Source organism: Rahnella inusitata (assembly GCF_003263515.1).
In the GTDB taxonomy this organism is placed as follows: domain Bacteria; phylum Pseudomonadota; class Gammaproteobacteria; order Enterobacterales; family Enterobacteriaceae; genus Rahnella; species Rahnella inusitata.
In genome coordinates, this window is record NZ_JYDE01000017.1 from 191,662 (window position 1) to 206,643 (window position 14,982).

The 14,982-nt window shown below is 56.0% G+C and carries 15 protein-coding genes; 10 read left to right on the forward strand and 5 right to left on the reverse strand.

From position 1 onward, the window contains the following. Together moaE and TU92_RS10735 are read left to right on the forward strand one after the other, a co-directional pair. Positions 1 to 453 (forward strand): molybdopterin synthase catalytic subunit MoaE, encoded by a 453-nt coding sequence (moaE, locus tag TU92_RS10730; RefSeq protein WP_112166982.1) that lies wholly within the window; start codon positions 1 to 3, stop codon positions 451 to 453. Between the two features lie 114 nt (positions 454 to 567). Continuing rightward, positions 568 to 1,278: a Bax inhibitor-1/YccA family protein gene (locus tag TU92_RS10735; protein WP_013576373.1), complete on the forward strand. Its 711-nt coding sequence runs from the start codon at positions 568 to 570 to the stop codon at positions 1,276 to 1,278. A 93-nt stretch (positions 1,279 to 1,371) separates the two neighbouring features. On the opposite strand, the gene mdtG is transcribed toward TU92_RS10735, so the two are convergent. Next, a complete protein-coding gene (gene mdtG / locus TU92_RS10740) occupies positions 1,372 to 2,577 on the reverse strand; it encodes a multidrug efflux MFS transporter MdtG (RefSeq protein WP_112166985.1) in 1,206 nt (401 codons plus the stop codon). A 378-nt stretch (positions 2,578 to 2,955) separates the two neighbouring features. Between mdtG and rhlE the strand changes: the two genes are divergently transcribed. Further along, the gene (gene rhlE / locus TU92_RS10745) at positions 2,956 to 4,356 is read left to right on the forward strand and encodes an ATP-dependent RNA helicase RhlE (protein WP_112166987.1); all 1,401 of its coding nucleotides are present in this window, start codon (positions 2,956 to 2,958) and stop codon (positions 4,354 to 4,356) included. Between the two features lie 56 nt (positions 4,357 to 4,412). On the opposite strand, the gene TU92_RS10750 is transcribed toward rhlE, so the two are convergent. After that, complete coding sequence (locus TU92_RS10750) at positions 4,413 to 5,069, reverse strand: helix-turn-helix transcriptional regulator (RefSeq protein WP_112166989.1); 657 nt, start codon at positions 5,067 to 5,069, stop codon at positions 4,413 to 4,415. A gap of 120 nt (positions 5,070 to 5,189) precedes the next feature. Between TU92_RS10750 and TU92_RS10755 the strand changes: the two genes are divergently transcribed. The 3 genes from TU92_RS10755 to TU92_RS10765 are packed head-to-tail and all read left to right on the forward strand — an operon-like array spanning position 5,190 to position 8,100. Further along, the gene (locus TU92_RS10755; RefSeq protein WP_112166991.1) at positions 5,190 to 6,635 is read left to right on the forward strand and encodes an MFS transporter; all 1,446 of its coding nucleotides are present in this window, start codon (positions 5,190 to 5,192) and stop codon (positions 6,633 to 6,635) included. A gap of 58 nt (positions 6,636 to 6,693) precedes the next feature. Beyond that, a complete protein-coding gene (gene dusC / locus TU92_RS10760; RefSeq protein ID WP_112166993.1) occupies positions 6,694 to 7,623 on the forward strand; it encodes a tRNA dihydrouridine(16) synthase DusC in 930 nt (309 codons plus the stop codon). 51 nt (positions 7,624 to 7,674) lie between these two features. After that, positions 7,675 to 8,100, forward strand: coding sequence for a VOC family protein (locus tag TU92_RS10765; RefSeq protein ID WP_112166995.1), 426 nt, complete (start codon positions 7,675 to 7,677; stop codon positions 8,098 to 8,100). Positions 8,101 to 8,115: 15 nt separating this feature from the next. Here the strand turns inward: TU92_RS10765 and TU92_RS10770 are convergent, their stop codons facing one another. After that, complete coding sequence (locus tag TU92_RS10770; protein ID WP_112166997.1) at positions 8,116 to 9,075, reverse strand: LysR family transcriptional regulator; 960 nt, start codon at positions 9,073 to 9,075, stop codon at positions 8,116 to 8,118. Between the two features lie 88 nt (positions 9,076 to 9,163). Here TU92_RS10770 and TU92_RS10775 point away from each other — a divergent pair, with 88 nt between their 5' ends. Together TU92_RS10775 and pbpG are read left to right on the forward strand one after the other, a co-directional pair. After that, complete coding sequence (locus TU92_RS10775) at positions 9,164 to 10,114, forward strand: MBL fold metallo-hydrolase (protein WP_112166999.1); 951 nt, start codon at positions 9,164 to 9,166, stop codon at positions 10,112 to 10,114. 189 nt (positions 10,115 to 10,303) lie between these two features. Further along, positions 10,304 to 11,242 (forward strand): D-alanyl-D-alanine endopeptidase, encoded by a 939-nt coding sequence (gene pbpG / locus TU92_RS10780; protein WP_167457453.1) that lies wholly within the window; start codon positions 10,304 to 10,306, stop codon positions 11,240 to 11,242. An 85-nt stretch (positions 11,243 to 11,327) separates the two neighbouring features. Here the strand turns inward: pbpG and TU92_RS22660 are convergent, their stop codons facing one another. After that, positions 11,328 to 11,411: a small membrane protein YohP gene (locus tag TU92_RS22660; RefSeq protein ID WP_019105993.1), complete on the reverse strand. Its 84-nt coding sequence runs from the start codon at positions 11,409 to 11,411 to the stop codon at positions 11,328 to 11,330. A 111-nt stretch (positions 11,412 to 11,522) separates the two neighbouring features. Next, entirely contained in the window at positions 11,523 to 12,164 is a 642-nt protein-coding gene (locus TU92_RS10785; RefSeq protein ID WP_112167002.1) for an aspartate/glutamate racemase family protein, read from the reverse strand. 270 nt (positions 12,165 to 12,434) lie between these two features. Here TU92_RS10785 and TU92_RS10790 point away from each other — a divergent pair, with 270 nt between their 5' ends. Further along, positions 12,435 to 13,154, forward strand: a complete 720-nt coding sequence (locus tag TU92_RS10790) for a gluconate 2-dehydrogenase subunit 3 family protein (RefSeq protein ID WP_112167004.1) — start codon at positions 12,435 to 12,437, stop codon at positions 13,152 to 13,154. 54 nt (positions 13,155 to 13,208) lie between these two features. Then, on the forward strand, positions 13,209 to 14,981 hold the full coding sequence (locus TU92_RS10795) for a GMC family oxidoreductase (protein WP_112167006.1): 1,773 nt from the start codon (positions 13,209 to 13,211) through the stop codon (positions 14,979 to 14,981). The last annotated feature ends 1 nt before the right edge of the window (position 14,982 follow it).

Genomic DNA, 14,982 nt, shown 5'->3' on the forward strand with positions numbered 1-14,982 from the left:
ATGGATCAGACCAAAATTATTGTTGATGCCGCGCCGTTCAGCGTTGGCGATGAATACAACTGGCTGGCGCAGTCCGACGCCGACGGCGCGGTGGTGACCTTCACCGGCAAAGTGCGCAATCACAATCTGGGTAATCACGTCAGCGCATTAACGCTGGAGCACTATCCGGGCATGACCGAGAAAGCGCTGGCGGAAATTGTCGCCGACGCCCGTACCCGCTGGCCGCTGCAACGGGTTTCGGTGTATCACCGCGTCGGGCCGATGTATCCGGGCGATGAAATTGTGTTTGTAGGCGTTACCAGCGCGCACCGGGGAATGGCGTTTGAAGCGACTGAATTCATTATGGATCACCTCAAAACCCGTGCGCCTTTCTGGAAGCGCGAAGCGACGGAAGAGGGCGACCGCTGGGTGGATGCCCGTGACAGCGATAAAGACGCGGCAGCGCGCTGGTAAATCGCAGTTCAACCGCACGCAAGCCTCCCATGCTTTTTGCATTATCTGTGATACGCTTAGAAGATCGGGAGGCTGTTTTAGCCTCATTTTTCCTACATGCATAAGGTAATCATCATGGATCGATATCCACGCAGTAACGGTTCAATTGTTGAACGCGCGAATACCGGCATTCAGGCCTACATGGCGCAAGTCTATGGCTGGATGTTCTGTGGTTTGCTGCTGACCGCATTTGTCGCCTGGTATGCTTCCGGCTCTGAAAAAATCATGAGCTTTGTGTTCTCCAGCCAGATTACGTTCTTCGGTTTGATCATTGCGCAGCTGGCGCTGGTCTTCGTGATTTCCGGCATGGTGAATCGCCTGAGCGGCACGGTCGCGACCGGTCTGTTCATGCTCTATTCGGCGCTGACCGGCCTGACGCTTTCCAGCATTTTCCTGGTTTACACCGGCGACTCGATCTTCGGGACGTTCATTGTTGCAGCCGGTATGTTCGGCGCGATGAGTGTTTACGGTTACGTGACCAAGCGTGATTTAACCGGCATCGGCAGCATGTTGTTCATGGCGTTGATCGGTCTGGTGTTGGCTTCACTGGTCAACATGTGGCTGAAAAGCTCTGGCCTCGCGAACATTATTTCTTATGCTGGCGTGCTGATCTTCGTCGGTCTGACCGCGTATGACACCCAGAAGCTGAAAAATATGGGTGCGCAGTTGTCGGCGGATGACCGCGATAATTTCCGCAAATATTCGATTGTGGGCGCGCTGACGTTGTATCTGGACTTCATCAACCTGTTCCTGATGCTGTTACGCATCTTTGGTAACCGCCGTTAATGGGTTTTTGATGGCAAATTTGAAAGGGGCGCTGAGAGGCGCCCTTTTTTTATGCCATTACCGGGCATGGGGCGACCTCCTGAAATCTAAATCCTACGGGATCCTGATTCGCCCCGTCGGCACCTGCCGGAAACTCCACCACACCTGCACCGTGTTAAACAACACCAGTATCGCCGTGACGATAAACACCCAGCGGAACCCCAGCATCGCCGAGGCGCTTGAGCCTATCAATGGCCCGATGACATTCCCCAGATACATAAACGACTGGTTGTAACCAAATATCCGGCCTGTGACCTGATCGCTGCTGTATTTCACCAGCAATGCCTGCACGGCAGGCATCAGCGCGCCGTCGCCGAAGCCGAGCATGAACCGCAGTATGCCGAGCTGGGTCGGGGTGTTGATGAGCGCCATCAGGCAGAACAGGATGAAGCAAAAGACCAGCGCGGCGATGAGGATACGGTGCGCACCGATGCGGTCCCCGAGTTTGCCGAGTTTCGGCGCAGCCATGAGCGCCGAGACACCCGGTACGGCGGCGATCACACCGCTGATAAAGGCGATATTACTGGTGTCCGAAGAGAGTTCGCGGATGAACAGTGTAAGGATCGGGCTGATGGATCCATTGGCCAGCTGAATCATCATGGTGGTCACGAACAGGCTGACGATAAGCCACGGATAGGGCAGCGTAGTGAAAACCGCTTTGCCGCTGAGCCGGTTGGCTTTGGTGACGGGTACCACGCGCTCTTTGATCAGAAATAAAGTGATGAGGAAGCTGATAAACAACATACCGCTGGTGACGAAAAACACCGTGCGCAAGCCGAGATGATCGGCCATGAACCCGCCCAGCAGCGGGCCGATGATTACCCCTGATACCTGACCGGTCGAGAGCGTGCCGAGCGCCCAGCCGCTTTTATCACGCGGCACCTGCGAGGCAACCAGCGCCATGGCATTCGGGATATAACCAGAGGTTAATCCCATCAGCGTGCGCAGAATGAACAGCTGCCAGACGTTGGTGGCAAAGCCTTGTAACATCATGACGATCGCCATGCCGAGCGCCGCGCGCAGCAGCATTAACTTGCGGCCTTTGCGATCCGCGAGGCTGCCCCATAACGGCGCGACAATGGCGGAAACCAGAAATGTGCCGCTAAAGACCAGACCGGACCACAAACTGAGTGATGCGTGGTCGGTGACGCCCAGCTGTTCGATATAAAGAGGCAAAAAAGGCAGGATTTGACTCATCGCCATGCCGGTGAAAAAACACCCCAGCCAGACGGAGATTAAATTGATTTTCCAGGTTTCCATGTCGCTGCGGTATGGCCTTAATGGAGTGAAGAGGGAGCTGCCGCAAGCATAGCAAGCGAATCTACACAGTGGGACGCAAAAAGTGGGAACGTATTGATCAGGTTTATAATTGATTATCCTGTATCAAGGTTTCGGACTATGACCGCAGATTATCCGGTCACAATTTTTCGCCCGCGTCTGTGATTGTCATCACTGGTTACAGGGCAACAGGAGATAATTTCACGCGTAGCGGCGTTCTGTGCTATTATCGCCCCAACTGGCGCACTGCAGTTTGTGCCGAATCCTCGTGGTAATGCCTCATTTGCCTCGTCTGATCATCCACTCTTGAAACTGCACCGAACCCCGTTCGGGTTAGAGTGGACTGGAGCTTTTCCTTATATGTCATTTGATTCCCTCGGCTTAAGTGCCGAAATTTTGCGTGCTGTTGAAGAACAGGGCTATCGCGAACCTACGCCTATCCAACGCCAGGCAATCCCTGTCGTGTTGCAAGGTCGTGACCTGATGGCGAGCGCGCAGACCGGTACCGGTAAAACCGCTGGTTTTACCCTGCCGCTGCTGAATATGCTCAGCCATACCAATGCGCAATTCAAAGGACGTCGCCCGGTTCGTGCGCTGATCCTGACCCCAACCCGCGAACTTGCGGCACAAATCGGCGAAAACGTTCAGGCTTACAGCAAGTACCTGACCTTACGTTCGATGGTGGTGTTTGGCGGTGTGAGCATCAACCCGCAGATGTTGAAACTGCGCGGTGGTGTGGATGTCCTGATCGCAACGCCTGGCCGTTTGCTTGATCTGGAACATCAGCGTGCTGTTGATTTATCCCAGGTTGAAATTTTAGTGCTTGATGAAGCTGACCGCATGCTCGACATGGGCTTCATCCACGACATCCGTCGCGTGCTGGCGAAACTGCCTGCCAAGCGTCAGAATCTGCTGTTCTCCGCGACCTTCTCTGATGAGATCAAAGGTCTGGCGAGCAAGTTGCTGACTAACCCGGCTTCTGTGGAAGTCGCGCGTCGCAACACCGCGTCTGAGCAAATTGATCAGACCGTTCACTTTGTTGATAAAAAACGTAAAAGAGAACTGCTGTCCCAGATGATCGGTGAAGGCGACTGGAAACAGGTGCTGGTGTTCAACCGTACCAAACACGGCGCGAACCATCTGGCTGAGCAGCTGAATAAAGACGGCATCACCGCCGCCGCTATTCACGGCAATAAAAGTCAGGGCGCGCGTACCCGTGCACTGGCCGATTTCAAAGCCGGTTCAGTCCGCGTACTGGTTGCGACCGATATTGCCGCGCGCGGTCTGGATATCGATATGCTGCCGCACGTCGTGAACTACGAACTGCCAAACGTACCGGAAGATTACGTTCACCGTATCGGCCGTACTGGCCGTGCAGAAGCGACCGGTGAAGCGGTTTCTCTGGTGTGCGTAGATGAACACAAACTGCTGCGTGACATCGAGCGTCTGCTTAAGCGTGAAATTCCACGCGTTGCATTGCCGGGTTACGAGCCAGATCCAAGCATCAAAGCAGAGCCTATTATCAATGGTCGTCAGGGTAGCGGCGGCGGCGGCGGTCGTGGTGCTCCACGTCAGGGCCAGCGTCCGGGCGCACCGCGCACCGGTGCTCCACGTTCTGGCGCTCCGCGTCCGGGCGGCAGCAGTGCAGCGCGCAGCGGGACTTCTGAAAACCGTGGTACCGGTGAAAACCGTCCAGCCCGCGCGCGTCCTGCTCATGCAGGCCAGCGTCGCAGCGGTCCTGCGGGCAGCGGCAACAAGTAAGCTCCCCCGGTCCCAGACTAAACCGCCTTTACCGGCGGTTTTTTTTCGCCTAATTTTTACGGTTCAAGACTGATGACATAAGCGCAGCGGCGCGCGCCCTGCAAAATGTGCTCGGTGCGTTCGACGCGGGCATCCAGCACATTGCTGAACACATCGCGTTCCGCACGGCAGAAGCCCTGGCAGGTCGCTGCCGCCGCACAAATCGGGCAGTGGTTTTCCACCAGCAGATAGCTGCCGTCCTCCTGTGCTTTCCAGTCAGCCATATAACCTTCGCGGGTGCGGATTTCCGTCAACCTTTGCAACCGTTCTTCCAGCGAATCAGCTCCCGTCATCGCCTGCCGGTAATTTTCCAGCGTCAGGCTTTCCCGTGAGATGATGAGTTGTTCCAGCGCCGAATCCCCCAAAGAAGTGCGGATCAGTTGTAATAGCTGTACAGTCAGATCGGCATGCGCATCGGGGAAGTGCGCGTGGCCCTGCGGGGTAAGCTGCCAGAATTGTGCCGGTCGTCCGACGCCCTGTGACACGGATTTGGCTTCCACCAGACCTTCTTTCGCCAGCTTCACAAACTGCTGACGTGCCGCCTCGCCGGTGGTGCCCAGCAGATGACCGGCGTCGCTGGCCTGCAATTGCCCGCGGGTTTTGAGCAACGTCAGAATACGTTCAGCGACGCTTTGTCTGACATCATGGTTATTTTCCAAGTCACTGCTTGACATATTGCCTCGCCGGGTTCTAGATTACGTAAAATATATTCCAAGTTATTTCTTGTTTTAATCATACCATAACCACAACATGCTTCAATGCGTAGAAAGAACAAACCAAAGGGATGAAGAGAAATGTCGGAAAGTCAGAGCGGGTGGAAGGATTTATTCAACGCGGAAAACCGGGGGAGTGCGATCACTCTGAGCGCCGGTGTCGCGCTATATGCCACTAACAGTTACATCGTGATCACGATTTTGCCGTCGGTGGTGCAGGATATCGGCGGACTGGCGTGGTATGCGTGGAACACCACGTTGTACGTGGTCTGTTCCATTCTTGGCTCCGCGCTTTCTGCACGGCTGATGCGCAGCGCCGGACCGCGCGGCAGCTACCTCACCGCCGCGGCTATTTTCATTGCCGGTGCCGCCATTTGTACTGCGGCGCCAAGTATGCCGGTGCTGCTGCTCGGGCGGGCATTGCAGGGGCTGGGCGGCGGGTTCCTGTTTGCGCTTTCCTACGCGATGATCAATCTGCTGTTTAAAGAATCGCTCTGGCCGCGTGCCATGGCGCTGATTTCGGCGATGTGGGGTATCGCGACGCTGGTAGGCCCGGCTGTCGGCGGTATCTTCGCCGAACTTCATGCGTGGCGCTGGGCGTTCGGTTTGCTGCTGCCCGTCACCGCATTCTTCTGCTTTTGGGTCTGGCGCCTGCTGCCTAAATCCCAGCGCGACAAGCAGCCGGAAGAGCCGCTGCCGTTGATGCAACTGGCGTTGCTGACCGGTGCGGTGCTGGTCGTCTCGGCGGGAAGTTTGTCCACCTCCGGTCTTGTCAATCTGCTCGGTTTTGGGATTGCAGTAGTGATGATGCTGATTTTACGTCATCGCGAATTTACCGCCGATGTACGCCTGCTGCCGCGTAATGCGCTGCGGACGTCATCGCCGCTGTACGGTTTATATCTGGTGATGACGCTGCTGATTATCGGCCTCGGCTGTGAGCTGTTTGTTCCTTATCTGCTGCAACATCTGCATGGTCAGACGCCACTGGCCGCCGGATACATTACGGCCGCCGCCGCCGCGGGCTGGACGCTCAGCGAAGTTGCCAGCTCCGGCTGGACGGGCCGTCGCGCGGACAATGCCATTGTTTTCGGGCCGCTGATCCTCGCCGCCGGTCTGCTGTTACTGCTGTTTACCGTGCCGGTCGCTTTCGGGATGCCGTGGCTGAACATCAGCGGCGTGGTGCTCGGGCTGACGCTGGCCGGTTTCGGAATCGGCCTCGGCTGGCCGCATCTGCTGACCCGCGTGCTGCAACAGGCTCCGGAAGAAGACCGCGAAAAAGCCGGGGCGTCGATTACCGTGGTGCAATCCTTTGCCGCCGCACTGGGCGCCGCTTTAGCGGGCACCGTAGCGAACTTTGCCGGGGTAAATCAGGGGGATGCCGGTGCGTCGAGCGCCGCGTTCTGGATGTTCCTGCTGTTTGCCATCCCGGCCTTCCTGGCAATGTGGATTGCGTGGCGTTCGGTGAAAGCGCGTCAGTCGCAACGTGCCACCCAAAAGCCATTAAGCCGTGATTTGTCACAGGGGTAATTGCCGGAAGACGGGCCTTGCGGTACTCTTGCGCGTCATTTTTAAGGGTTGAACTGCAATGCGCGTATTACTGGCTCCGATGGAAGGTGTGCTTGATCCCCTGGTTCGTGAACTTCTGACCGAAGTGAACGACTACGATTTGTGCATCACTGAGTTTGTGCGTGTGGTCGATCAACTGCTGCCCGCCAAAGTCTTCCATCGCCTGTGCCCCGAATTACATCACGACAGCCGTACGCCTTCCGGAACACGGGTTCGCGTGCAGCTGCTCGGGCAATATCCCGAATGGCTGGCCGAAAATGCCGCCCGCGCCGTCGAACTGGGTTCTTACGGCGTTGATCTCAACTGCGGTTGTCCGTCGAAAATGGTCAACGGCAGCGGCGGTGGCGCGACATTACTTAAAGATCCGGAGCTGATTTATCAGGGGGCGAAAGCTATGCGCGCCGCCGTGCCCGCGCATCTGCCGGTAACGGTGAAAGTGCGTCTGGGCTGGGATTCTCTCGATCGCAGTTTTGAGATTGCCGATGCGGTGCAACAGGCCGGCGCGACGGAGCTTGCCGTGCATGGGCGCACCAAAGAAGACGGATATAAGGCGGAGCGGATTAACTGGCAGGCGATTGGCGAAATCCGTCAGCGTCTGAGCATTCCGGTGATCGCCAACGGTGAAATCTGGGATTACGCCAGTGCGCAGGCCTGCATGCAAATTACCGGGTGTGATGCGGTGATGCTCGGGCGCGGCGCGCTGAATATTCCCAATCTCAGCCGGATGGTGAAGTACAACGCACCGCGGATGCCGTGGCCGGAAGTAATGACGCTTTTGCAGAAGTACACCCGTCTGGAAAAGCAGGGCGATACCGGTTTGTATCACGTCGCTCGCATCAAACAGTGGCTGGGCTATTTGCGTAAAGAGTACGCCGAAGCGACAGAGTTATTTACTGAAGTGCGCGTGTTGAATACGTCGAAGGACATCGCCGAACGCATTAACCGGTGATTTCCCTCCCTGACTTCTCCACGCTGCAACGCTTAAAAATGGAGAAGTATCATGGAAAACAACGATATCGGCCTGAGCCATATTGCATTTGCCGTTAAAAATCTTGATGCCAGCATCGCGTTTTATCAGCAATTCGCCAACATGAAAGTCATCCACCGGCGAGGAGAGCGGGGCACGGGCGCCAGACCCGTCGCGTGGCTGAGTGATATGACCCGCCATTTCGCCATCGTTCTTGCCGAAGACCCTGAAACCAGAGATACCCAACTCGGCCCGTTCGGCCACCTCGGCGTGGCCTGCGCCTCGAAAGAAGCGATGGACGCCAAACTGGCCGAAGCCCGCACCGCAGGCGTTCTGCGTCAGGAACCCACCGACTCCGGCGCACCCGTCGGCTACTGGGCTTTTCTCGATGACCCCGACGGCAATACGCTCGAACTTTCGTACGGGCAGGAGATCGGTTACCTGATTGAAAATCAGTAAATCACAGTCGCAGATTCACAGGGGAGCTGGTTTAAGCTTCCCTTTTTTATCCTTTTCTGACGCCTTCACCTGTTCACAAATCACCCCGATCAGCCATTGCAGCGCCGGGTCTTTTTCACGGCGACGGTGCCAAAGCAGCGAGACATCAAACGCGGGCAGTTCCAGCGGCAGCACGCTGACGCGAAGATCGTAATAGTTCAGCCAGCTGGCGGCCAGACCGGCGGGAACGGTAGTGATGGCGGGGGTGGTGTGCAGAATAAAGGGCAGGGAAGAAAAGTGGGGCGAGGTGTAGCGAACCGAGCGCTGCAAGCCTACTTGCGCCAGTTTCTCATCCAGCTGGCTGGTGGTCGCCGATCGGTAGGTCACCAGCAAATGCTCCGGACGGATGTACTCGTCCAGCGTCAGCGGTGACGTCAGCGCTAACTGATTAGGGTGCCAGACGGCGCGAAATTCCATTGTCGTCAGCGTTTGATGATGCAACCAGGCGGGACGCTCTTTCGCCACCGACAGCGCCAGATCCAGGTCATCTTTCTCCAGCCGTGCGGTATCGGCAAACGGATCGGTAGCGACCACGTTAATGCGCAAGCCCGGCGCAATCCTGCGCAGCTGTGCCAGAAGATCTGGCATCAGCCACATTTCAATCCAGTCGGCCATACCGAGTGTGAACGTATGATTGGCGGTGGCCGGGTCAAACGCCGGTGACTGGAAAAGTGTGGTCTGCAGGCTTTCCATCAACGGGAGCAGGCTCTCTATCAGCGCTTGTGCGCGCGGGGTCGGCGTCATTTCCCGCGCCGAGCGGACAAACAGCGGATCATCAAACATTTCCCGCAGGCGTGCCAGCGCACCGCTGACGGCAGGCTGGCCAAGATGCAGTTTTTCCGCCGCCAGCGAGACGCTGCGTTCGCGAAATAACACCACCAGCACCACCAGCAAATTCAGGTCGATGCGGTTAAAATCATTTTCTCTGATAGTCATCATCACTCCAATCAATTGGATTGATAATAACGTTGGCAGGATACTGCGGGCAAGCGTCAATCAAGGCGATACCTTCGGAGAATACATTATGAAAACGGCACTCTTCCTCTTCAGTTTGCTTTCCCTCAGCGCCAGCGCATTCGCTGACGGATTTACCTATCAACAGGCACCCGGCTATTACCGCATGATGGTCGGAAAGGTGGAAGTCACGGCGGTGTCCGATGGCACCGTGGTGGTGCCGCTCAAGAAATTGCTCACGAATATTACCCCTGAAGCACTCACGCAGCGCATGGCGGAAGCCTCCATGACACCGGATGCGGAAACCTCCATCAATGCTTTTGTGGTAAACAACGGTAAAGAGCGAGTTTTGATTGATACCGGCGCAGGGGAGTTGTTCGGCGATAAAGGCGGCCATCTGATTGAGAATCTGCGTGCGGCGGGCTATCCGCCGGAAAGTATCGATAAAGTCCTGCTGACCCATATTCACGCCGATCACTCCGGCGGCGTGTCGCTCAAAGGAAAACCGTCGTTTCCTAACGCCAAAGTGTTTGTCGAAAAGAAAGATGTCGATTTCTGGCTCAATCCGGCACATATGAACGACGTCGAAGAGAGTCAGCGCCACACCTTTAAAGAATCACAGCAGACGATGGAACCGGCGATCAAAGCCGGTCTGGTGCAGGCGTTTACCGCGCCGTCGCGCATCACTGCTGATATTCAGGCGCTACCGGCCGCCGGGCATACGCCGGGCAGCGTGCTGTATGTGCTTGAAAGCGACGGGCAGAAAATGGTGTTCTGGGGGGATATTATTCACGCCGAAGCGGTACAAATGCCGGAGCCGAGAGTGGCGATCCACTTCGATGTCGATCAGGCACAGGCAGTGAAAACGCGTGAGCGGGTACTCGCTGACGCCGCGCAGCAGGGCTACTGGATTGCGGCCGCACACATTGCCTTTCCGGGATTCGGTCATGTGAAAAAAGAAGTGGAGGGATATCGCTGGGCAGCAGCCAATTACAGCCGTCAGCTGAAACCGGCGCTGTAAATTTCTGAGTATGGCTTTCTTCGTCACGCAAGTGCTCGCTTACTCGCCAAACCCGAGTCTGCGGGGCTTGTGTGACAGACTTTGTGACAAATACATATGCAAATTGCGAGTGCTAAGACTATTCACCTAACTTATAATTCGGCGGCTGTTTCGACATGAATTTATGACAACTTTCTTAAATACAGAGCAATGCATGTGAAAATCCGTCTTCTAGTTCTGAGCTTACTCGCGTTAAACACCGGCATGTTGTCTGCCCCCGCCGCCTTTGCTGCCAGGCAAGAGCAGGCTGTCGCCCCGATTGTTCAAATTGCTTCCGGCAGTGCTATGGTAGTGGATCTTAAAAGCCACGAAGTGATTTACTCCCGAAATCCTGATGAGGTGAGGCCGATTGCCTCCCTGACCAAACTGATGACCGCCATGGTAACGCTGGATGCGAAGCTGCCGCTGGATGAAGTCATCAATATCGATATCAGTAATACCCCTGAAATGCGCGGCGTGTTCTCCCGTGTGAAACTCAACAGTGAAATTACCCGCCGTCAGATGATCCAGCTGGCGTTAATGTCCTCAGAAAATCGTGCGGCGGCCAGCCTGGCTGCGCATTATCCGGGCGGATATTCAGCGTTCATTAAGGCCATGAATGCCAAGGCCAAATCTCTGGGGATGACACGTACCCGCTACGTCGAACCGACCGGTTTGTCGCCGCGCAACGTTTCGACGGCACGTGATTTGACCCGTCTGCTGCTGGCCTCCCAGCGTTATCCGCTGATTGGCGAACTGAGCACCACTTCGGAAAAAACTGCGGTGTTCAGCCATCCTGCTTATGCCTTGCCGTTTCGAAATACCAATCATCTGATCATGAACCCGTCGTGGAGCATTCAGTTGACCAAGACTGGCTATACCGATGACGCCGGACACTGTCTGGCGATGCGCGCCACCATTAATGGCAAACCGGTGACATTGGTCGTGATGGACGCCTTCGGGAAATTCACCGCCTTTGCGGATGCCAACCGTCTGCGCACCTGGATGGAAACCGGCAAAACCGTGCCTGTTCCGCAGATTGCGAAAAATTACCGTAAGCAGAAAGATCAGCAGAAAACCCAGCCAAGCGTGGAAGAAGCGCAGGACTAGTTCGCGGTTCATTATCAAAACGAAAAAGTCCGGCGCAGAGGCCGGACTTTTCATTTATGCAGGGAAAGTTTTTCAGACGCAACAATCAGAAAATCAGTTTAAACACCCCTGTCAGGGTCAGTAAGCCGACGATAAAGATAATGGCGATAATCCACAGAATAATTTTCATATTTTTTCCTTAATTCACTCTAAGCCTTCACCGACCCGCGCAGCTAAGCCAATGATATTTCACCTTGAGTATAGACACTCTTGTGATTTTCGCCTGCCCGATGCCTGCAACTTATGCCTCCGGTTTGGCAACTACTGCGCGCAGGCCACATGCCGGGCTGGTCAGCGGCACGCCGGTTTGTGTCAGCTCTGCGGCACCGGCCATCGACGCCTGCGCCAATACCACGCAGTTTGCGCCCTGACGATAAGCCGCGTCAGCGGCGGCGGCAACGGTCTGTAAATATCCCGCCAGATTTCCCTGTTTGAATTTCTCCCACGCGCCGTTTACCAGACGCACCTCAAGGGCCGCCTGCGGATGCTTTTCTGCCTGCTCAAACAGCGTGCGTGTTGGGCTGAGCGTGGTTTCCACTGCACAGAGCACCACGATGTTTCCCGGCGTCTGCATCGCCTGTGCCGCCAGCGCCTGATCCACGCGCAAGACCGGCGCGGCGCTGCTTTCGTTGGCAAGCGTAGCCGCCGCGCCGAGCGTCGAGCAGGTCAGCAATACCCGGTCGGCGTTTGCCGCCAGATTCACCAGCAACTCCGCTGTCTGCTGGCGCAGTTCAGCCGTCAGCCCTCCGGCACGTTCCGCCGCGGCGAGTAAATCGGGGCGCGAGAGATGCGTAATTTCATGATGCATAAGCCCCAGCTGGCGGGCGGCGTTGTCGAAAACGGCAATATTGCTGTCTGCCGTGTGTAAACAGGTGATGCGCATGGTGGCCTCCGGGGGAAAGTCTTCGCCCTTACGTTAACGGTTTGTTGAGGTGTTGGGGAGGGCGTTTTGCCTGTAAATATTTGTTACTTAGTGTGCTAACTCACTACGAAAATCATAATGCATTGATATTCATCAAATAAAATATGAACCATGCGGTTCGAAATATCTTACTTTCATCTAACATCTTCGTATAATCTCCGTCACATATTCAAAGCCCACGTCCCTTTTGTGGGTACGCCCCGCCACAGTGCGTTAACAAGGAGAATTATCGTGAAACGCAGACATTTTCTGACCTCGATGGCCGTGCTGTTGTTCAGCACCGCGCTGAAGGTCAAAGCCAAAATCTTTTCCGGCGGTATGCCGTGGATTGTTCACTCGGTACGCCCGCCAGAACCCGTCGTTGCAGGGGAATGGACCTTCTTCACGCCGGATGAGGTCAGCCTGATTGAAACCCTGGCTGACCGTATCATTCCAGCCGATGAGCTGAGCATCGGCGGTAAAGAGGCCGGTTGCGCAGTGTTTCTTGACCGCCAGCTGAGTGGCGATTACGGCAACGCGGTGACGACCTACCGTCTCGGCCCGGTGATTCAGGATGGTCTGCCACAGGCGGGACCGCAGTATAAAGACACACCTGCCGAGCGCTACAAACTCGGTCTGGCGGCACTGAATGACGTCGCCAAAGCTCGCAACAGCGGAAAAAACTTCACTGAACTGAGCGGCGTTGAGCAGGATGATTTACTGCGCCGCATCGAGTCCGGCGAGATCCCGCTCAGCGGCGTAAACGGTCAGCTGTTCTTTAACATGCTGGTGCAAAACATGCGCGAAGGGTTCTTCTCCGATCCGCTTTACGGCGGCAACAAGGACATGGCGAGCTGGAAGATGCTGGGTTTTCCCGGTGCGAAATATGACTTCCGCGATGTGATCGACCGTCGTGGCGAAGATCTCCACATCGAACCCGTCAGTATGCTGACCCGAAACGAAAAATCATAAAAAGCCGTCCGTAAACGGCACGGGCATTTTTAGATCCTCAGGAGCACAAGAAAGATGAGCAATAAACGTGAGAAGGTCGATGCAGTGATCGTCGGCCTCGGATGGGCCGGATCGCTGATGGCGAATGAGCTGACGCTGGCGGGGCTGAATGTCGTGGCGATTGAGCGTGGCTCTTGGCGAGACACCAGTAATGATTTCCCGACCACCATTGATACTGACGAGCTGCGTTTCGTCAGCCGCCGCGCGATCATGCAGCCGACGGCGGTGGAAACCCTGACGTTTCGTAACAATCCTATCCAGCAGGCGCTGCCGCTGCGCGAATTCAACACCTATCAGTTCGGCATGAACGTCGGCGGCGCGGGCACCCACTGGAACGGCATGACCTGGCGTTTTCTGCCGTACGATTTCCAAAGCTACAGCCAGACGGTGGAGCGCTACGGCAAAGAGAAATTCCTCGACGGAATGCAGGTGCAGGACTGGGGCGTTACCTATGACGACATCGAACCTTTCTACGACAAATTTGAACGCTACGCCGGGACATCCGGTAAAGCGGGCAATATCAAAGGGCAGAAGATCGAAGGCGGTAACGTGTTCGAAGGCCCGCGCAGCCGCGATTATCCGCTGCCGCCGCTCAAGCGCACCGAACTGTCGATGATTTTCGATAAAGCCACTCGTGAGATGGGCTATCACCCGTTTGCTGTACCGGCGGGCAACACTTCCGGCGCGTATACCAACCCGCTGGGAGTGAATATGGCGCCGTGCACCTACTGCGGCTACTGCGAGTTCTTCGGCTGCGGTAACTGGTCAAAGAGCAGCCCGAATGCCTGCATTTTGCCTGCGGTCATGCAGCGCCCTAACTTCACGGTGATCACGGAATCCGAAGTCCTGCGCGTCAATAAAGCCGCCGACGGCAAAACCGCCACCGGCGTGACCTTCATCGGCAGCGACGGCGTGGTGTGGGAGCAACCGGCAGATATCGTGGTGATATCTGCTTACCAGATGGACAACGTGCGTCTGATGCTGCTTTCCGGCATTGGTCAGCCTTACGATCACAAAACCGGCGAAGGCGTGGTGGGGCGTAACTATGCCTATCAGACCGTGTCCGGCGCGGGTTTCTTCTTCGAAGATGAAATGATGAATCCGTTCATCGGTGCCGGTGCATTGTCGCAGGCCATTGACGATTTCAACGGCGACAACTTTGATCACACCGGTCACGATTTCATCGGCGGTGGCGTGGCGCTGGTGCATTCCACCAATGGTCGTCCGATTGGCTATTCCAATAACGTACCGCCGGGCACGCCGCGCTGGGGTGCAGACTGGAAAAAAGCGGTCAAACACAGCTATCAGAACTACAACAACGTTTATTGCATGGGGAACAGTTACCCGCACCGCGACGTGTTCCTCGATCTCGATCCGGACTATAAGGACCGCCACGGCCAGCCGTTGCTGCGTGTGACCTTCGACTGGATCGAAAACGATAAACGCTCCGGCAAATTCATGGCCGACCGTTCGGAAGAAATTGCTCACGCGATGGGCGCGAAAACAGTTGTGCGTCAGGAACCGACGGCAAAACCGTTCTCGCCGATGGACAATCTTTCTTCGCACACCACCGGGGGTGCGTGCATGGGCGACAATCCCAAAACCAGTGCCGTAAACCGCTATCTGCAAAGCTGGGATGTGCATAACGTCTTTGTGTGTGGTGCATCGGCCTTCGCCAATAACGGCGGATACAACCCGACCGGTACTGTGGGCGCGCTGACGCTGTGGGCTGCGGAAGCCATCAAAACCCAGTATCTGAAATCTCCGGGTCCGCTGGTGAGGGTTTAAT